Source organism: uncultured Microbulbifer sp., from assembly GCF_947498635.1.
GTDB classification, from domain to species: domain Bacteria; phylum Pseudomonadota; class Gammaproteobacteria; order Pseudomonadales; family Cellvibrionaceae; genus Microbulbifer; species Microbulbifer echini.
The window spans coordinates 1-18585 of the sequence record NZ_CANMKV010000015.1; the positions used below are offsets into that span (position 1 = coordinate 1).

An 18585-nucleotide genomic window follows, 5' to 3' on the forward strand; every position below is an offset into this window, starting at 1 on the left:
AAGTCCTAGTCAGATATTGGGAGAATATACGGCTGAGGCAGCAACCTAAAGGGTGATGCACTTCAGAGTTGAATGCAAGTTGTTTATAAACGGTAACGTCAAAGATTTTGATATGTGGCATAAGGTTTTTATAAAGTTCAAGCCTAGACTAAAAGAAATGGGGGTAACCGTTACTTCTATTTATCGGGAGATTGACAATCATCAGAGTTTGACTGTGGTGCATGAGTTTTTATTAAAAGAGGATGCGATAAAATATGTCAATAATGCGGAAATGAAAGAGGTCCGAAAACAAGCGGGGGTACTTGCAGCTCCAAAGATTTGGTATACAGAAATGCTGTCATCAGAAAGATGGTAGCTTCCGCTAGGGTGGAGAATTATCAAATAACCATGAGCGTTTGAGGATCTTAGTGTGGTGGTTTAATACTTTCGAAAATTTAGCTTAGATGATAAAGCTGCTAAGCGAGATAAAATCTGAGGTAGAAAGTAAACGTCTGTGTTTCGAGGTTGAGCTCAAGAAAGAAGTGGTGTTCGACTAAATTTCGGTGAGTACACCGAGTTAGTTCAGTTTCGGCGAGGAGTTAAACAGCTGAGGATGGAGAAGGAAATCCTAAAAAAGGTTGGCGCCTTGTTTGGAAAAGAAGTGAAGTAAGCTATAGATTAATTAATATTTAGGAATACAGGTTTTCTATCATAGTATTCTACTGGTTAATGCATTCAGAAAAAGTAATTATTACGATTGGTTCTGCCGCAGTAATGGCTCTGCGGAGGGTTGAGTATTAATATTTTAAGGTTTTATTTGCGTAATCCTGACAAGGCCTTGGTGGTTTTCAGTTGATGAGTTTTCTGTATGTAGAAGACCTTAATGTTGGATGATGTCGAGCTCTCAAAACAATGAAAATCTTTGTTTGGTTGTAATATGCGAAAAATATTTCAGCCTGAGGATTAACTGTAAGCTTCAGTTGCCAGTCCGAGGAAATGTTTTAAAATGGAATTTTTTACTGGCTGCTAAAGCCAAGTTTGGACTGCCGATATTTAGTACATTTGGAATTTACAATGCCGGTTATACCTGGCGGTGCGTATCGACCTCTACTCGTGCCGGCTTGTCGGATCGAGTTTGGACCGCCTGATGGAAATCGCACAGGTGATGCGTTTATTGAGACAGCCATCAATTTACGTGCGCTAACAAAAGAACATATACATCATTCTGATCGGCATGGCCTGTCAGCCATACTTGGCAAGCACTCTTAAATCAGAGAGGGAAGGTGTGCTCAATGATACGAAAGGGAAAGCTCACTCACTGAGTATTTTCTAGTTACCAAAACGGGAGTGGTTTATCGGAACTGTTTATCCAGCAGGTGAAGATGCTTTAGCGAATGTAAGGACTTTACAGCTCACTTCGAGGCCATGCGATGCTGGGGTAGCAGCACTCATGAAATTTTAGAAATAAGCTTTATTGGGTATTCGAATGGACTGGATGGCAATAGCTTTAAGGTCATATTTTCTTTTAGCTTATAGTCTAAACGGTGAGTTTCTTTGGTAATGACCTAGCTGTGATTTTCTAGTGCTCATTTCTAGTATTGATTGATTGTTATTTTAGGATGAGTTAGGTGTTGTAGGTGGCCTGATTCAGACTGATTTCTCCCAAGCGCCTAGCCGCTTCATCTATATTTCCATTCAGTGCATAGACTACAGCAATTGCAGAAACCGCATTGTGTAACATGCTGATACTTGGTGCTGGTATCCTTATCATTATTTTCCGATTTGACAATTTTAATGAAACTTGACTCCCAAATTCATCCGTATGTATTTTGGTTATACGAATTTCAGCTTGTGGGCTTTCACCAAAGCGGATGACCCTTCTAGCATACTTTTTTGCCTCTTTTAAAACATAATCAAAGCAGTGAAGGTGTTCTCCCACAATGGCAATGGCAGATCCCGACAGTCCATTATAAATGCGAGACTTACACTTGGCCGTATCTTCGATACTTTTTTCCATTTGACTGGTCTGAGAAATGTCGATATCGGTAATCAGAGAGATTGTTGGTTTTATACGGTGTGTAATGGGGTTCGATTTTATACGGAGAGCACTTTGCGCGATTTCAATGATAGCAATTTCATGATCCTTGTTAAGGTTGGCTAATATAGAAGTGGCGTTAACACGAGAATTGTAATTTTTAGGACTGGTGAGTACTTTTTCCCTGGGGTCAAGCATTTCGCCTATCATCTTTAATGTAGCGGATTTCCCCGCTGTACCGGTTATAGCGATTACTTCACCGTCAAAACGCTCTCTAGCTGCGAAACCTAACTCCATAATGGCTTTGATGGGGTCATCAACCTTCAATACAGGCAGATTTTTTGGGAGTCCTTCGACAGGGCGGGAGACTATTACGCCAGCAAGTTGGTGGGCAAAGGTAGGTACCTCTTTATGGGAATCCCAAAATTTTGCCGAAACATTTTCGCTCCGTTCATGATGGGAGCGATCCAGGTTTGTATGGGCTGCAAAGAGAATCGGCCCTGACGATTGCTCTATAAAACGACTATCAGAAATCACATTGCGGACAAACCAATTATTGGGTGGTGGTACAAGCCAAGTACCACCAGTAATATCTGTTAGTTGTGTCGCATTCCAGGTTTGTCCCGGCGGATGATGATAAATGCTGGAAGGGAATACTGTTCTGTATTCTGGAATCCTACGATTTTGGCGTTTTTTATACGTCGAAAAATCCTGCCGAGTTATCATTCCTATAACTGGAATTGGCTTGATTTGGGTTTGGTTGGAGATTAGGCCAATGTGCAATTGTAGATCGGTTTCAATGAGGTCCTGACTAGCGGGGGCTCTGAGCCCATAGAGGTCACGATAGATAATGCCAGGATTCCATTCACTAGTAGGTAGCTGCCAGTCACAGGGATCATGATCCATGAACCTCCCCCAAGTTGGCATCGAAGTCGGAGTGTCCGGTATTGCTTGAAAATCCAATCTAAAATCTTCATGAACTTTATTTTCAGCAGACCAGAAAGACTCGACCCACAGTGTCTGACGAGATTTGAGTTCTCGAGGATAAAATCGAACACCCAGTAACACAAGGGGGCCAATTTTTAGTGGTGCGATACGAGCATCGGCGGGCACACTTGCTACCTGCCACTGTGGCTTTGGCGGACGTTTAGCCAGTATCCTATCTTGTTGGTGGGTTGTTGGACTTAAAGTGGGAAGTTTTTCTGTTGTGCGTTCAGGAGGTGTGAGCCTTAGCGTAGCGCTACCATCCCTGTGTAAATGAAGCCTTGTCCCCAAAGATAAGCAGATATTGGAAAATTTTTCACTGAGTTCTCCAGCGACTCTGCCACTTAGTTGCCGGCTAAAGCCGAATCCTACTCCAACGGGCACAAAGGTGATTTGTTCAATCCCGCTTGTACTGAGTTGTAAACGAAAAATACCACTGTCTGCCAGGCTGTTGCGCACGGCATCGAAAAGCAGGTCTCCAGCATCGTGAATTATGGGTCGCTCGCGGTAAATTTCTATGCCTTGTAGATTGTGGGTGCTTGAGCCGAGAACGCCATCAGCGCCGGCCTCAATGATTCGGTGAGCAACGGCGATCTGCTTAGAACTGGGATAGAGTTCCCGGTTGGCTTCCCAGTGTACAGCTACCAATATGACATGAGCTTTCTTTCGTGCCGCTGCAATTCGGGGTTTCAGTGTATCGATCCAGAGATCCGGTATCGACAGGGGAAGGTACGCACACCCGGCATTGGTGGGGCCGGCAGCAAAGCGAGGTTGGCTGGCATCTAGGGAAAAGATAGCCACATTGATGTTTCCGGCAGGTCGGATAATGGGAGTAAGTGCTTCTTCAAAGGTTTCCCCAGAACCTGTATAGCCGATTCCTGTCGTGTTAAGCCAAAACTCCTGCTCCAGCAGAGCGGTTGCTCCATAATCACCACAATGATTATTGGCGGTGGTAACGATATCGACACCGGCGTTAAAAAGTACAGATAACATCTCTGGTCTAGCGCGGTAATAACTGGGTGATGCTTCCCCCTTTGGGATTCCTTGCTCGCCATCTGTTGCAACTACACACTCCAGGTTGACAACACTGAGGTCGGCATTATTTAGCGCTGGGATTTCTCCCAAGACCTTTTTTATTCCCAGTTGTGCTGTGCGGTAATGTTGTCGGCGACCAAGATTAACACCGCCACCCCAAGCGAGAACCGATTTAATCTGCAAATCTTTGGAGGTTACGGTTTTATCGCCAGGATCTTCATCCACGTGGTAGGGTAGTTTCAATACAATCTGTTGCCCTTTCGCCTTGTTTGTGACTAGATATTCCCTGTAAGCGATCAATCCTGAAAGGTAGTGTTCGACGTCATCTATACGAATTCTAAAAGCGAGGTGCCGAATAAAAAAACTTCCCAGAATCTTTGCCGGATTTTTGAAGAACATGGCAAATTCTGGCCAGAAATAACCATTAAAAAGGTAGTTGGCCCGCTTATGCAGAGCACGATAGAAGTGCTCAAGATCAATTTGATCCAGTAGATACTGGAATTTCCCTTGCGAATGGATTTTCGAGATGAGTTTCTCCGCGGCCATCATTAATTGGAGTAGTGTGGGAAATGTAACGATGTTTCTTTCCACAAAATTTAGGTGGTTTGCAAAATTTCGAATACCAAACTGATAATATTTTTCTTCTGGGCGATAGATAGTGAGTTCGTTCACAGAGTGGCTGAGCCAATAGTCGTGGGCACGCCAGTGCTCGGACACAATAAAGTACTCGAAAGCTGTTTCGACTATTGCTAACCAGCGCGGATTTTTGTTCCAGCCATAAAGGCGTATAAGCGCGAAAGCGGCCTCACCGTCGTGGCAGAGGATACGGCGTTGCACTTTCTTGTTGAGCGATGGGTATTCGAGTACATGGCAAAATTGTCCGCTATCCGGGTTTTGCATATACTCTATGCCTCTGCCTAGCTGCTCTGTGAGTTCTGTATAAGTTCTGCTCTGCACAACCTCTGAATACTTAACCAAAGCCAATAGGCTCATTGCATTGCTGCCAAGTTTGATTTCGTTACTTGACTCCACTAAAAATGCAGCAGTTTCACCGGATTCGAGTGTTGCGATCTTGATTGATTTTTTCGCTAGGTATTTCAGTGTTTGCTGAATAGCTTTGAGTAGATCGGGGTCTTTACTGACTTCCCAGGCCTCTATCATGGAGTAGGTGCTACTGGCGTGATGAAGGTTATTGTAAGTTTCAATTTCCCGGTCAAAGCAGCTATGCCAGCCATATTGAAAACGGCCATTGGATTTAACCTGCTTAGCCAGATAACGACTGCTGCTTAGTATTAGCCTGGTTATCTGTGTGCTATCGCTTTCTTTAATCGCCCGACGACCTGCATCCAGACCCGACGGGTAAAGGTGAATAGGATCCTGCGCATTTTCACAGAAAATACCCTCTGTGGAGAGGATTACAATATTTTTGTCTTCGGGAAAATCCAGCTTTACTTGGGGGCCAAATCGGATTTGGCTATAAGATGTAAAGTTCTTTTCGTTGAGGATGGCATGGTCTATACGATTACCACCGTCGAGCATGGCGTTGCCGTTAAGCTCTTGCTCCAGAAATGCAATTTTACAATCTAAATCAAGCGCTAAACCGTAGCGGAAGTAACCTCGTTTGGTGTTGGCAAGTATTTCATGAAACCCGGCGAGGGTCGTGGCACTTTTGCTGGTGACCCAGTCTACCCGTAACCAGCAGGGCTCGATTTTAGAGCGCTGAGCGGCCTCGTACGCACTGACAGAGAGAGCCTGCCAGGCTTTGGGGAAATCCGCAGAGTTAGTGTGTCGCACAGTAGCGCGTTGTTTGGCATCACTAATGGAAAAAAAAAGCGTATATGGCGGGCATATAGTGCTTAAAGCCCGCTCTACCAGAGGGCGTGCCCGCTTAAGCATGCTGGATAGGGACATGTCGCTGTGGTTCTCTCTGGGTGTCTAAGTTGGCAGAATTTTCAGTATTTATTTTTTTGATAACTACAGGAGGACTTTCCTGCTGGAGTATAGACTTGCGTACGGATCCTGCTGGCAAAGGATAAAATACAGAGTGTGAAATTTTTTTAATAAAACTATCAATGAAAAAGTGCAATTGGGTTTTCAAAACTTATCCACTTGGATAGTATTGGAAATACTGCATTGACGAATGAAAGACGCGCAAACTCTCAAAGATTCTCTCAGTAAATCCCAGGGCGCTATTGAGGGGTTAGTCCCAGGTTGAGTGATTTTGTAGGCTAAAGGTCTGCCAGTCCCAAAAACCCGAAAGGCGATCCTTTCGGGTTTTTTGTCTGAACATGGTTAACCAATCCATTTAATGTTGGTCTTCCCGGTTGATTATCCTATCGGCGATTAAAGTGGCGCACTTACTTTGGGATTGTGCGTGGGATAGATCCTCCCTGGAGATTGCAGCGTTTTCATTGTCTGGCGCAGAGTTCAAATAGCCTTATTGGCCGTTTGAGAACAAGGAAGAGAAAGTTGTGGAGTAATGGAAGATGAGATGGCGTTGGTGGCAGAGGCTCAGGAGTTTTCCTCCTCTGGTCTGGATCGTTTTAATTGGCAGTTTTTTTAGCCGTGGCACCTACTTTATGGTTTGGCCTTTTCTGGCCATTCTTTTATTTAAAAAATTTGAGTTGGGCACCGCGGAGATTGGGCTGATTCTCAGCGCATCGGCAATTGGCGCGGCCCTTCTGGGTTTCTTTGTGGGCGCTTTGTCAGACCGCTATGGTCGCCGCAACATCCTGTTGCTGGGTTCGGCGATTAACTTGTTTTCTTTTGCGCTGTTAGCAATAAGCCAAACATTACCGGGATTTATTCTGGCAATGACGCTCTGTTCCATTGGTCGAGCGGTTTGGGAGCCGCCGGCTAGTGCGTTGATTGGTGATGTGATCGATAACCAGGCAAACCGCGAGTTGGCCCTACAATTACGCTATTTTCTGATTAATGCGGGGGCGGCACTGGGGCCTATTGTCGGTGTTTGGGCGGGGCTCAGTGCGCAGCAGTCTACCTTTGGCTTAACCTCGCTCAGTTATCTGCTATTGGCACTGGCCTTTGTTTGGGGTTTTGCGAAAACAGAGGCGGGTCTGCGGGTAAAGGCTAGGGAAGATGGCACTGTGGCCCTGAGTAATACCTTGTCGGTATTGCGCAAGGACCATGTGTTTATGGTAGTGATTGTCGCCAATATCCTTACGATGTTTATCTATGCCCATATGGACTCCAGCTTGGTGCAGTATCTGACTCGATCAGGGGCGCCGCGACTGATTGAATTAATTTCCAGCATGATCTTTGTCAATGCAATAACCATTGTACTGTTGCAATTTCCGCTAATGCAGTTAATGCGTAAACTGGAGATTAGAGAGCGAATTATGATTGGGCTGGTAATATTGGCCGCCGCACAAGTGTGGTTTGCCCTAAATCCGATGTACTGGTTTTGGGGTTGGATGGGAGCGACTTTTGTCCTCAGCCTGGCGGAGGCGATTCTCTTTCCTACCATGAGCGTGCAGATTGACCGCCTGGCGCCTGAGCATTTGCGAGGTACTTATTTTGGCGCCTCTTCCTTCTATGCATTGGGGTGGGCCCTGGCACCCCTGGCGGGTGGCTTGATTCTGGAGTCCTGGGATGGGCCAGTGCTCTACTGGTGCCTGCTGGTACTTTGTGGGGTGGTATTCGTTCTTTATCGTACTACGGCTTACCTATCCCGCCCGCAGTGGCCCGATTTAAAGGGCGAGGCGTTTGCACCGGAGAGAGATGCCAAAGTTACTTAATGGTTAAAATTGACGAATGCAGTGATGTTATACGAATGTATAAAATGAAAAGGGTCTATGGGAAAAAAAAACGGGAAGCTTAGCGAGCTGTAAGCTGAAGCTTCCCGTTCTAGCCGACCCAAATAAGATCCTCTAACAAGAGTATTGTCAGGGGATTTTTTAGATCTCTGCGGCGAGACGTGAGCCTTGGTCAATTGCACGTTTAGCGTCGAGCTCTGCGGCTTCGTCAGCACCACCAATCAGGTGGGTCTTTACACCGCGCTCCTGCAGCGCTTCATACAATTTGCGTGCAGGCTCCTGGCCAGCGCAGACAATGATGTTATCCACTTCCAGCAGCCGCTCTTCTTCACCTACACGAACGTGCAGTCCTTTATCGTCAATTTTTTCGTAAAGAGCACCGGCAATCATCTCTACGTTGCGGTGTTGCAGGCTGCCACGGTGAATCCAACCCGTCGTTTTACCCAGCCCGGCGCCCACTTTGGTGGTTTTACGCTGCAGCAGGTAAACCTGGCGCGGAGTGCTCACGGCTTCGCGGGGCTTCAGGCCGGAGCGTTGCTCCAGCTCAATATCCACACCCCATTCGCTGAAGAACTCCTCCTTGTCACTGGCGACCACGACCTCTTCGTTGGAGTGCGGGCCGTCGTGGGTCAGATATTCCGCCACATCGAAGCCGATACCACCGGCGCCGATAATCGCGACTTTTTCACCCACGGGTTTCTTGTGTTTGAGAACGTCCAGATAACCCATCACTTTATCGCTTTCGATACCTGGAATCGGCGGGGTGCGCGGCTCGATACCGGTGGCAATAATGACTTCATCAAAAGCTTGCAGGTTTTCTGCGGTCGCGATGGTTTCGAGTTTGACTTCAACACCGGTTACTTCCAGTCGGCGCTTGAAGTAGCGCAGGGTTTCCTGAAATTCCGCTTTGCCGGGGATCTGCTTGGCGATATTGAACTGGCCGCCGACCTTGTTGCTGCCTTCAAACAGGGTTACTTGGTGTCCGCGCTCGGCGGCGACGGTGGATGCGGCCAAACCGGCGGGACCGGCGCCGATCACGGCAACTTTCTTCACGTTGTCGGTGGGCAGGTAGTTCAGCTCGGTCTCGTGACAAGCGCGCGGGTTTACCAGACAGGAAGTGAGCTTCAGCTGGAAGGTGTGGTCCAGGCAGGCCTGGTTACAGCCGATACAGGTGTTGATTTCATCGGCGCGATCCTCTGCGGCCTTGTTGACGAAGTCGGAATCCGCGAGGAACGGACGCGCCATAGAGATCATGTCGGCCTGACCGGAGGAAAGTATGTCCTCGGCCACTTCCGGCACATTGATACGATTGCTCGCCACTACCGGGATGGACAGGTGTTTTTTCACCTTCGCGGTAATATCGGTAAATGCCGCGCGGGGAACATTGGTGGCAATAGTGGGAACGCGTGCCTCATGCCAGCCGATGCCGGTATTAATAATAGTGGCGCCGGCTTTTTCGATTGCCTGGCCGAGGGCGACGACTTCCTCAAAATCACTGCCGTCTTCCACCAGATCCAGCATGGACAGGCGATAAATAATAATAAAGTCTTCGCCAACAGCCTCGCGCACACGGCGTACGACTTCAATCGGCAGACGAATGCGGTTTTCGAAGCTGCCGCCCCATGCATCGGTGCGTTTGTTGGTGCGCTTCACGATGAACTGGTTAATGAAATAGCCCTCGGAGCCCATGATTTCCACGCCGTCGTAGCCGGCCTCGCGGGCCAGGGTGGCGCAGCGAACGTAGTCGTCGATCTGGCCTTCGATTTCCTCGCTGGTCAGTTCACGAGGTGTGAAGGGGTTAATCGGGGCCTGAATGGGGGAGGGTGCGATCAGGTTTTCATTGTAGGCGTAGCGACCGGTGTGCAGAATCTGCATACAGATCTTGCCGCCTTCGGCGTGAACGGCTTCGGTGACTTCCCGGTGTTGCTGGGCTTCTTCCGGGGTGTTCATTTTTGAAGCACCCTTGAATACGCCGCTCTCTTCGTTGGGTGCTATGCCACCGGTTACAATCAGGCCAACGCCACCGCGGGCGCGCTCGGCATAAAAGGCCGCCAAACGGGTAAAGCCACCGGGGTGTTCTTCCAGGTTGGTGTGCATGGAGCCCATCAGCACCCGGTTTTTCAGGGTGGTGAAGCCCAGATCCAGGGGGGCAAGCATATTAGGGTAGGCTTGGGACATGGCAAAATTCTCTTTTTGTAACCTTTAGGGTTCGTCTTTATCTGCAAAGAGCTAATATGCAAAGAGTTGCATATCGTTACCCGCCAGGATAACAAGAGCCCCTGGCGTGAAACAGTGACCTTTCCGGTCGAATTCAGTGATCATTTCCCGAGGGTTTATTAACCTACTTGCGTCCCATTCTCATTTGGCGGAACTGCCTGTTTTTAAAGGACTTTCTGCGCTGTTTATTTATGCCGCGAGTACCGCCAGGAGCTGCTCCCGCAGCCAGTGGTTCGCGGGGTCATCGTGTTGGTTTTTGTGCCACAGCAGATGCCAGTCCATCAGTGGGATTTGAAAGGGCAACTCGAATAATCGCGCCGAATACTGACCGGCCAGACTGGCCGGCACCGTTAAGGCCAAGTCGGTGCGCAAGACTACTAAGGGCGCTACCCGATAGTGCTGTACACGCAACTTGATATTGCGCCGCCGGCCGAGCTTATTCAGCGCAATATCTGCCAGGCCGGGGCCAGTGCGCCTGCTGGAGACGTGAATGTGTTCCAGTTGCAGGTATTGCTCCAGGGTCAGGCTCGATTCACTGGCCAGGGGATGCTCGTTGCGCAACATGCAGAGGTAGCGGTCCTGGTGTAGCCGCTGCTGTTGCAGCTGGGGTGCGGTAACCAGGGGGATATCCAGGGCAAAATCCAAAGTATTGGCTGCCAATTCCCTGGTCAACTGGTCCCTGGGTACATGAAATGACTCTACTGTCACTCCGGGCGCTTCTTTTTCCAGGCGCTCCAGCAGGCGCGGTAGTAACAGGGTTTCTGCCATATCGTTCATGGACAGGCGCAATGTCTTGCGCGCCAGGGCGGGTTTGAATTGTCGGTATTCGTTCAGGCTGGTACCCAGCAGGGAAAGGGCCTGTTGCACCCTGGGCATAATGGATTCCGTCAGGGGGGTGGGGGTCATTCCGGAAGGACCGCGAATAAATAGCGGGTCATCCAGAGTGCGACGCAGACGTGCCAGGGCGTTGCTTACCGCCGGTTGGGTGATATGCAGTTGTTCGGCGGCCCGGGTGAGATTGCGCGCGTTGTAAATGGCCTCCAGAACCATAAACAGATTCATATCCATTTTTTGCAGCTGCATAGATATCTCAGTCATAACCTATGTGAATGATTGCATATTCGCACAATAAACTTTGATGATTCAATCGTGAGGGCTAGGGTTGGGGGAACTATAAAAAAAGAGGAGTGCGCTGTGGGTGAATCCATTGTGGTGCGCCATGGGCAGGCGTCCTTCGGCGCTGATGACTACGATAATCTCTCTGACGTCGGCTGGCAGCAGTCGCGTTGGTTGGGGGATTACTGGCGCCAGACCGGACAGCAATTCGACCGAATTCTTTGCGGTAACCTGCGCCGGCACCGGCAGACCACCGAGGGCATTGGAGAAGGTCTTGGTATTGATATAGGGAATCGCTTGACGGTAATTCCGCAACTGGATGAGTTCGATTTTCTTGAAGTGGCGCGTCTCTACAGCGAGAGAAATCCCACCGCCGCGCCTGGTGCCACGGCTCCCCGTGCCGATTTTTACCGCTTTTTAATGCAGGGAATGCTGGCCTGGTCATTAGGGGAAATCGCACCGGCAGAGAGTTGGCGGGAATTCGAAGACCGCATTCGTGAAGTTCTAGATTTCATCGGTGACAGCCCCAAGGGCAGCAAAACTCTGGTGGTCAGCTCTGGTGGTGTTATTGCCATGATGGTGCGGCAAGTATTGGGTGGCCCTCCCGAATCGGTAATCAAACTCAATATGCAAATCCAGAATACCGGCACCAGTCGTTTTTTCTCTAGTGCTGGGCGGGGCCTCAGCCTGAATAGCTTCAATCATGTGCCTCATCTGGAGAGGGATGAGCGCCATACATCTGTTACCTACAGTTAAACCTACAGCTTAATCCGGGGTGGAAAAACATGGAGTTTGAATATTCAGAAAAGGTGCAGGGCCTGCTGCAGCGACTCAAAGATTTTATGCGGGCACATGTCATTCCCGCTGAGAGTATCTATCTGCAGCAGCTGCAGGAAGACCGCTGGGGTGAGCCCCCCATTATGGAGGGCTTAAAAGAAAAGGCCCGTGAAGCAGAACTTTGGAATTTGTTCTTGCCCGATTCACGTTATGGTGCCGGCCTTACCAACCTGGAATATGCGCCATTGGCGGAAGAGATGGGCAAGGTTCTGTTCGCTTCCGAAATTTTTAATTGCAGCGCGCCGGATACCGGCAATATGGAAGTGTTGGCTCAGTACGGATCACAAGCACAGCGCGAAGCTTGGCTGCGGCCACTGCTAGAAGGCCGCATTCGCTCGGCATTTGCTATGACCGAGCCCAAGGTGGCTTCCTCCGATGCCACGAATATTGAAACCTCCATCGTGCGCGATGGCGATAACTATGTCATTAATGGTCACAAGTTTTATATCAGTGGTCTGATGAACAAGCGCTGCAAAGTCATGATTGTGATGGGCAAGACCGATCCCAGCAATCATGATCGTCATTGCCAACAGTCGCAAATCCTGGTCCCCACGGATACTGCCGGGGTGAAAATAATTCGGCCCATGCAGGTATTTGGCTACGACGATGCCCCGGAGGGGCATGCCGAAGTTATTTTTGAGAATGTGCGGGTGCCAACCTCAAACTTGATCCTTGGAGAGGGGCGCGGTTTTGAAATTGCTCAGGGGCGTTTGGGTCCGGGCAGAATCCATCACTGTATGCGGTTAATTGGTCAGGCTCAGCGCGCGCTGGAAACAATGGCGAGCCGTGCGGAAACCCGTGTTGTCTTTGGGCGCCCAATGAGTAAGCAGGGTTCTGTACGTGAGGATATTGCCAAGTCCGCCTGTGAAATTGAACAGGCGCGTTTACTAACTTTAAAAGCCGCCGCACAAATGGATCGGTTTGGCAATAAAGCGGCCAAAGACCTGATTGCGATGATCAAAATTGTTGCGCCGCAAATGGCCTGCAACGTGATTGACCGTGCGATCCAGATTCATGGCGCGGCGGGGTTAAGCCAGGACTATAGCCTGGCTCATCACTACGCTTATGCACGCACTATCCGTTTGGCGGATGGTCCCGATCAGGTGCATATGATGCAGTTGGGGCGCAATCTGGCGGCTCGTTACGCTGCGGAGACAGCACAGGGAGAGGAGCATGTCTGAAACCGTCAAGGCATCGCGTAGTTCGGTGGAGGCTTTACCTCTGGAAAAGCTGCAGAGGTATCTCAGTGCAAAGGTTGAAGGTTTTTCCGGGCCGCTAAAAATAAGTAAGTTTTCCGGTGGCCAATCGAACCCAACGTTTAAGTTGGAAACGCCTTCGAATACTTATGTGCTGCGTCGGCAGCCACCGGGAAAACTGCTTAAATCTGCGCACGCCGTGGATCGTGAGTACCGTGTTATGTCAGTTTTGGCCAGTACTGCTGTACCGGTGCCCAAGGTTTTTCATTTATGTGAAGACCGGGATTTGATCGGCTCGATGTTTTACCTGATGGAATATTGCGAGGGGCGTATTTTCTGGAATGCGGCAATTCCTGAAGTGGACTCTCCTGTGCGCAGTGCCATGTACGATGAAATGAATCGGGTACTCGCCGCTCTACATAGTCTTGACATCGATTCCCTGGGGCTATCCGATTACGGCCGCCCCGGAAATTATTTCCAACGGCAACTCGAGCGCTGGACGGGCCAATATCGTGCTTCTGAGACCCAGCCTATTGCGGCGATGGAGGAGTTGATGGAATGGCTGGGCACTACGCTACCCGAAGACGATGATCGAGTGGCCCTGGTACATGGCGATTACCGCCTCGACAATATGATTTTCCACCCCGAAGAACCTAAAATTATTGCCCTGCTGGACTGGGAGCTCTCGACACTGGGTCATCCGTTTGCGGACCTTGCCTATCAGTGTATGCAAATGCGGATGCCCGCTGGGAGCGACAAAATGTCTGGTCTGTTGGGGCTGGATCTTGCATCGCTGGGTATCCCTTCCGAGCAGGCCTATGTGGCGAAATATTGCCAGCGTATGGGGATCGAGGGAATTGATCACTGGCCCTTCTATCTGGCGTTTAGCTTTTTCCGCCTGGCGGCGATCGTTCAAGGGGTGGCCAAGCGCGCACAGGAGGGCAATGCCTCCAACCGCAATGCGGCAAGTCTCGGCGCTCTGGTGGCACCCCTGGCGCAAACGGCAATGTGTATTGCTACCGAAGCGGATTAGAAACACCGCTCAATAAAATATATTACGCTCAAGAGAGAATAATAAGGATAAAAAATGATAAAAAATCTTTTTGATCTCACAGGTAAAATTGCCCTGGTAACGGGTGCGAGCCGCGGCATTGGCGAGGCAATTGCGAAGTTACTGGCTGAGCAGGGCGCCCACGTACTGGTCTCCAGCCGGAAACTGGAAGGTTGTCAGGCTGTTGCCGATGCGATCGTCGATGCCGGCGGTAAAGCGGAAGCTATGCCTTGCCATATTGGTAATATGGAGGACATCCAGAAAATATTTGCTGATATACGCGAGCGCTTTGGTCGCCTGGATATTTTGGTAAATAACGCGGCCACCAACCCCTATTTTGGGCATGTTCTCGATACAGATCTCGCCGCATTTGAGAAAACGGTTGAAGTAAATATTCGCGGTTATTTCTTTATGTCTGTGGAAGCGGGAAAATTGATGCGAGAGCAGGGCGGTGGTGTGATTGTGAATACCGCCTCAGTGAATGCCCTGCAGCCCGGCGTTGGCCAAGGAATTTATTCCATTACCAAGGCGGCGGTAGTGAATATGACCAAGGCTTTCGCCAAGGAGTGTGCCCAGTTTAATATTCGCGTTAATGCCCTGCTGCCGGGGCTGACTAAAACCAAGTTTGCCGGGGCACTTTTCACTCACGAGGATATTTATAAAACAGCAATCGGCCATATCCCCATGCACCGTCATGCCGAGCCGGAAGAAATGGCGGGTACCGTACTCTATCTGGTTTCCGATGCTTCCAGTTACACCACTGGCGAGTGTGTCGTGGTGGATGGTGGAATGACTTCCTGCGGGGGGATTTAGTATGCATGATCCAATATTGGACTTCAGTGATCAGGTTGCATTGATTACCGGCGCGGCCAGTGGTTTTGGCAAACTTTTGGCCTAAGAATTGGGTTCTCGTGGAGCGCGGTTGGTGCTTGGGGATATCAATGTAGAGGGGTTGATGCAACTCGCCGATGCGCTGGGCAGTGATGGTATCCAGGTCCGAGCGCAGCGCTGTGATGTCTCTAGCGAGGCGGATTGCGTTGCCCTGGTGCAATTGGCCCAATCTGAATTTGGTGGCTTAAGTATGGCGATTAATAACGCCGGTATCGCCCCGCCGATGATGTCTCTCAAGCAGACGGACGAAGCGATCATGGACAATCAGTACAATGTAAATCTGAAGGGGGTTTTTTTGGGTTTGAAACATCAGCTGCCACTGATGAAAGATCGCGGAGGTGTCGTCCTGAATGTCTCCTCCATGGCCGGCCTGGGCGGCGCGCCGAAAATAGCTTCCTACGCGGCGGCCAAGCACGGGGTAATTGGATTGACTAAAACGGCAGCTATGGAAAATGCCAAGTATGGTATTCGTGTTAATGCGATCTGCCCTTTCTACTGTCTGACTCCCATGGTGACTGCTGTAGAAGCTCCCGGGGCCAGTCCGGAAGAGGTGCAAGAATTTCTTGCTCTAGGTTGCCCGATGAAACGCCTTGGAAATCCCGAAGAAGTGGTCGCTGCTATGTTGATGTTGCTCTCGCCTAAGATGACCTATGTGACCGGGCAGGCGTTGGCTGTGGATGGTGGATTATCGGCTTATTAATGTCGTAAGTTTAATAATACCGGTTTGTGATTGGGTTCTGAATAATCTAACGATTGCCTCGTTGACGATCTCAGCCCGAAAAACCTCTAATGTTGGGGGGTAATCGGGCTGGTTTTCTGTGATTTTGGTTGAACCATTTAATCTTTGAATCTAACAATTTTATTCGCAGATATTTGCCTCTTGTGAGACCTTATATTTTTTAAGCAGAGATACATAAGTGCCGGTTTCGCAAAGTCGGGACAGGCCATGGTTGAACGCATCTCTTATGGCTTCTTCCTTAAATGCCATCTTAAACTTTGAAACTGGATCGAATATCCTGTGGATATCGACTTCATCCATCGTGTGTCCTTGTTTGTTTGATAGATAAGAAAAAATAGCCCTATCAATAATGGCTACAGAGTTGTCTCTCTGCCAGAACTCCTGAACCTGTTTCCTTGAGTCGCCGATTTCCACATAGTATTTGTGGAGGGGTTTTCCAGGGTGGAATAGAGCTGCAAACTGCGTTCCCAGATCTGAGTGGGCGCCCTGCCAGGCTATGATGTGGTGTCCTGCCAGGTCGGAGATTTTTTCGATTTTGATGTTGTCCTTTTTTTTGCTGATGGCAGAGTTCACAAACCCAATATAGTTGTTGGAATAATAAATCTTGCCATTTTGACCTAGAACATTTGTCTCGGCATCAGCAATACCGTGTGCAATGGCGCCTTGAATTTCTGCCCAGCCCATTTGTAAAAAAGACACGGTGTGGCCTGGGAGGGATTGAAGAATAATGTCTACTTCTAGTCCACTTTGTGCATGATTAATTATATAGGGTGGCGCATCGTGAGATATGGCAACTTTTAACTCCTTTGAATGGCAGGGAAAAATAAAGCAAAGCAGAAGAAAGAATAAGGATAGAGAAGATATTACTTTCAGTGACATATTGGTGGTATCTGCTATGTAGATGGCCCAAATTCTGAAGGGATTGCACTGGGATCGGTCAATTCGATTGATCCATCGTTGTCATTGGTCCTAGTATTTTTCCGAGTGTTAAGTATACCCAAACGTACCATTTCTCGGGTTAAAGTGATGCCAGGGATTGGCGAACGATGTTTAGATGGGAAACCGGGATGCCATTTTTAAAATAGGCCCCCGTAAAATCCACTTGCTGCACCTCGATATAACTTGAGAGTAGAGGGCATCCCCAATAGGGATTAGCCCCCCACCAGCCATATTTCCCTGCCGTCCTCGGGTTTCTTTGGAAAAAATTATGTGCCTGGCGGACATTGTCATATCTTAATCTAAAGGTTCTATTGTCGAACACACTGTGTGCATCGAAAATTACGAGGTGGCTTAGGGTAATACCCATACGCCCAAGAATATTCGCCAGTTTGATTGCAGAGTTTCCCCCCCGGCTATAACCAAAAAGCAGAAGGAATTTTCCCTGTGCGGCCCCCTGCATTAGGTAGCGCCGTACCCGGCGCTTTGCAACGGGGCTGAACATGGCTCCGCCCATTTGGTTGACCCAGGTGCGCAGCGCCTGATTGTCTCCCGCATTTGGGCCCCCTGCGCCATAGATGCCGGCTACGGCCAGTGTCTTTCTCGATACCAGGTCTCTGTCTGGGTGAGCAGTGGGAATCCCATTGTTGATTAGGGTCATTAAGATACTGCCGAATTACCCTTGGATACTTTATTCTGCCCTCTAGCCAAGCTTAAGAGGGGATTCTGTAAGCGGTGTGGGATCTCAAACAATAGCGACAAAAAGACCAATGGAATTTCGGCACTAGGGCAGCAGGCGACAGCGCTTCTGCGCAGCCTTGCGCAGTTCGCGAGGCAATGCCTGTTCCTCTGTCGCTTTTTGCTGGTATCGCCATTCCTGGCAGAGGGCAGCATAATTTTGAGCGCTGACTTGATCCTTTAGACGCTGCCATGGGTCTGGGATCGCTTCAGGCTCCGGTGGAGGGGGTTGCCATTGAGAAAACTCCTGGGTCGTTAACTGAAGCTCACTACCCGATGTCATACCGGGGGTTCTGGCGCCCAGGTGCTGTGCAGGGTGAATCAACATTAAAAGTGCTGTCACTAATGCACAGCTCAAGGACGCTCCGGACAACATCCGCGCTATATCCTTTTTCGGCTGATAACCACTGGCTTGCAGCAGGACTTCATTGTCCAACTGTTGCGGGGAGGTAAAAGCTGACACCTCTTCGCGGTATTGGTGTTCCCAGTTACTCATGCTTCTACCTCTATCACTCTTTTATGGCCTCCACTTGCCAGGGTTTTGCTTCTGATCCGTAAATCAAGGTTTCTACTTGTTGTCTTGCTAGCTGGTAGTACTCTCGGCATTTTTTTAGAGACATCTTTTCAATATCAGCGACTGTGGCAAGAGAAAGCTTGCATTCCATGTGCAGTAACAACACATTGCGTTGCAGTAACGGGAGTTTTTGTATGGCAGCGATAACCTTATTTTGTTCGGACATCATTTGCGACGAAGTTTGACCGGTTGGACTTGAGTATTCCCGCAGAGCTTTGTTGACTTGAATAAACAGCCAATTGCGAAATAGCCGGCCGTGAAGTTGTGGAGGGTCTTCCAATACGTTTTGCCAAAGGGTCTGCAGCAGTTGTGTCGTAGAAGTAGATGCCATTTGAACACAATAACGGTATAGAGCATCTTTGTGACGGGCGTAAAGAGGCCTGAAAACAGCCAGGCTGCGCGTTTCTCGGTAATGTTCGAGAAGCGATTCATCGGAGTAATGTTGGAATGCTTTACGAGACAAGGTGTCGTGCCTCCATACGCC

The 18585-nt window shown here is 49.2% G+C and carries 14 protein-coding genes; 7 read left to right on the top strand and 7 right to left on the bottom strand.

All coding sequences use genetic code 11. From position 1 onward, the window contains the following. The first annotated feature begins 79 nt into the window (after nt 1-79). Nucleotides 80-355, top strand: a complete 276-nt coding sequence (locus tag Q1A69_RS09580) for a hypothetical protein (protein WP_299584555.1) — start codon at nt 80-82, stop codon at nt 353-355. Nucleotides 356-1603: 1248 nt separating this feature from the next. On the opposite strand, the gene Q1A69_RS09585 is transcribed toward Q1A69_RS09580, so the two are convergent. Next, the gene (locus Q1A69_RS09585; RefSeq protein WP_299584558.1) at nt 1604-5944 is read right to left on the bottom strand and encodes a CapA family protein; all 4341 of its coding nucleotides are present in this window, start codon (nt 5942-5944) and stop codon (nt 1604-1606) included. 575 nt (nt 5945-6519) lie between these two features. On the opposite strand from Q1A69_RS09585, the gene Q1A69_RS09590 reads away from it, so the two are divergent. After that, nucleotides 6520-7788, top strand: coding sequence for an MFS transporter (locus Q1A69_RS09590; RefSeq protein ID WP_299584560.1), 1269 nt, complete (start codon nt 6520-6522; stop codon nt 7786-7788). 159 nt (nt 7789-7947) lie between these two features. Here Q1A69_RS09590 and Q1A69_RS09595 read toward each other — a convergent pair whose 3' ends face one another. Next, nucleotides 7948-9984 (bottom strand): NADPH-dependent 2,4-dienoyl-CoA reductase, encoded by a 2037-nt coding sequence (locus Q1A69_RS09595; RefSeq protein WP_299584563.1) that lies wholly within the window; start codon nt 9982-9984, stop codon nt 7948-7950. A 228-nt stretch (nt 9985-10212) separates the two neighbouring features. Then, nucleotides 10213-11106, bottom strand: a complete 894-nt coding sequence (locus Q1A69_RS09600) for a LysR family transcriptional regulator (RefSeq protein ID WP_299584566.1) — start codon at nt 11104-11106, stop codon at nt 10213-10215. Between the two features lie 111 nt (nt 11107-11217). Here Q1A69_RS09600 and Q1A69_RS09605 point away from each other — a divergent pair, with 111 nt between their 5' ends. The 5 genes from Q1A69_RS09605 to Q1A69_RS09625 all read left to right on the top strand — a co-directional run bounded on the left by Q1A69_RS09605 (nt 11218) and on the right by Q1A69_RS09625 (nt 15814). Next, nucleotides 11218-11895, top strand: a complete 678-nt coding sequence (locus Q1A69_RS09605) for a histidine phosphatase family protein (protein WP_299584569.1) — start codon at nt 11218-11220, stop codon at nt 11893-11895. Between the two features lie 29 nt (nt 11896-11924). Then, nucleotides 11925-13157 (top strand): acyl-CoA dehydrogenase family protein, encoded by a 1233-nt coding sequence (locus tag Q1A69_RS09610; RefSeq protein ID WP_299584572.1) that lies wholly within the window; start codon nt 11925-11927, stop codon nt 13155-13157. After that, nucleotides 13150-14205 (top strand): phosphotransferase, encoded by a 1056-nt coding sequence (locus tag Q1A69_RS09615; RefSeq protein ID WP_299584575.1) that lies wholly within the window; start codon nt 13150-13152, stop codon nt 14203-14205. Before Q1A69_RS09610 ends, Q1A69_RS09615 begins: the two co-directional genes overlap by 8 nt. A 54-nt stretch (nt 14206-14259) precedes the next feature. Further along, the gene (locus Q1A69_RS09620) at nt 14260-15036 is read left to right on the top strand and encodes an SDR family oxidoreductase (RefSeq protein ID WP_299584578.1); all 777 of its coding nucleotides are present in this window, start codon (nt 14260-14262) and stop codon (nt 15034-15036) included. 88 nt (nt 15037-15124) lie between these two features. Then, a complete protein-coding gene (locus Q1A69_RS09625; protein WP_299584581.1) occupies nt 15125-15814 on the top strand; it encodes an SDR family oxidoreductase in 690 nt (229 codons plus the stop codon). Between the two features lie 159 nt (nt 15815-15973). Here the strand turns inward: Q1A69_RS09625 and Q1A69_RS09630 are convergent, their stop codons facing one another. The 4 genes from Q1A69_RS09630 to Q1A69_RS09645 form a co-directional block, all read right to left on the bottom strand. Continuing rightward, nucleotides 15974-16732, bottom strand: a complete 759-nt coding sequence (locus Q1A69_RS09630; protein ID WP_299584584.1) for an ABC transporter substrate-binding protein — start codon at nt 16730-16732, stop codon at nt 15974-15976. A 139-nt stretch (nt 16733-16871) separates the two neighbouring features. Then, a complete protein-coding gene (locus Q1A69_RS09635) occupies nt 16872-17450 on the bottom strand; it encodes a hypothetical protein (protein ID WP_299584587.1) in 579 nt (192 codons plus the stop codon). A gap of 123 nt (nt 17451-17573) precedes the next feature. Next, a complete protein-coding gene (locus tag Q1A69_RS09640) occupies nt 17574-18023 on the bottom strand; it encodes a hypothetical protein (protein WP_299584590.1) in 450 nt (149 codons plus the stop codon). A 13-nt stretch (nt 18024-18036) separates the two neighbouring features. Then, a complete protein-coding gene (locus Q1A69_RS09645) occupies nt 18037-18564 on the bottom strand; it encodes a sigma factor-like helix-turn-helix DNA-binding protein (RefSeq protein WP_299584593.1) in 528 nt (175 codons plus the stop codon). Between the last annotated feature and the right edge of the window lie 21 nt (nt 18565-18585).

Excerpts from the sequence above, each read along its gene's own strand:
- Q1A69_RS09620 (WP_299584578.1), top strand. The coding sequence starts at position 14,260 with ATGATAAAAAATCTTTTTGATCTCACAGGTAAAATTGCCCTGGTAACG.
- Q1A69_RS09585 (WP_299584558.1), bottom strand. The coding sequence starts at position 5,944 with ATGTCCCTATCCAGCATGCTTAAGCGGGCACGCCCTCTGGTAGAGCGG.
- Q1A69_RS09615 (WP_299584575.1), top strand. The coding sequence starts at position 13,150 with ATGTCTGAAACCGTCAAGGCATCGCGTAGTTCGGTGGAGGCTTTACCT.
- Q1A69_RS09610 (WP_299584572.1), top strand. The coding sequence starts at position 11,925 with ATGGAGTTTGAATATTCAGAAAAGGTGCAGGGCCTGCTGCAGCGACTC.
- Q1A69_RS09590 (WP_299584560.1), top strand. The coding sequence starts at position 6,520 with ATGAGATGGCGTTGGTGGCAGAGGCTCAGGAGTTTTCCTCCTCTGGTC.
- Q1A69_RS09635 (WP_299584587.1), bottom strand. The coding sequence starts at position 17,450 with ATGACCCTAATCAACAATGGGATTCCCACTGCTCACCCAGACAGAGAC.
- Q1A69_RS09630 (WP_299584584.1), bottom strand. The coding sequence starts at position 16,732 with ATGTCACTGAAAGTAATATCTTCTCTATCCTTATTCTTTCTTCTGCTT.
- Q1A69_RS09640 (WP_299584590.1), bottom strand. The coding sequence starts at position 18,023 with ATGAGTAACTGGGAACACCAATACCGCGAAGAGGTGTCAGCTTTTACC.
- Q1A69_RS09595 (WP_299584563.1), bottom strand. The coding sequence starts at position 9,984 with ATGTCCCAAGCCTACCCTAATATGCTTGCCCCCCTGGATCTGGGCTTC.
- Q1A69_RS09600 (WP_299584566.1), bottom strand. The coding sequence starts at position 11,106 with ATGCAGCTGCAAAAAATGGATATGAATCTGTTTATGGTTCTGGAGGCC.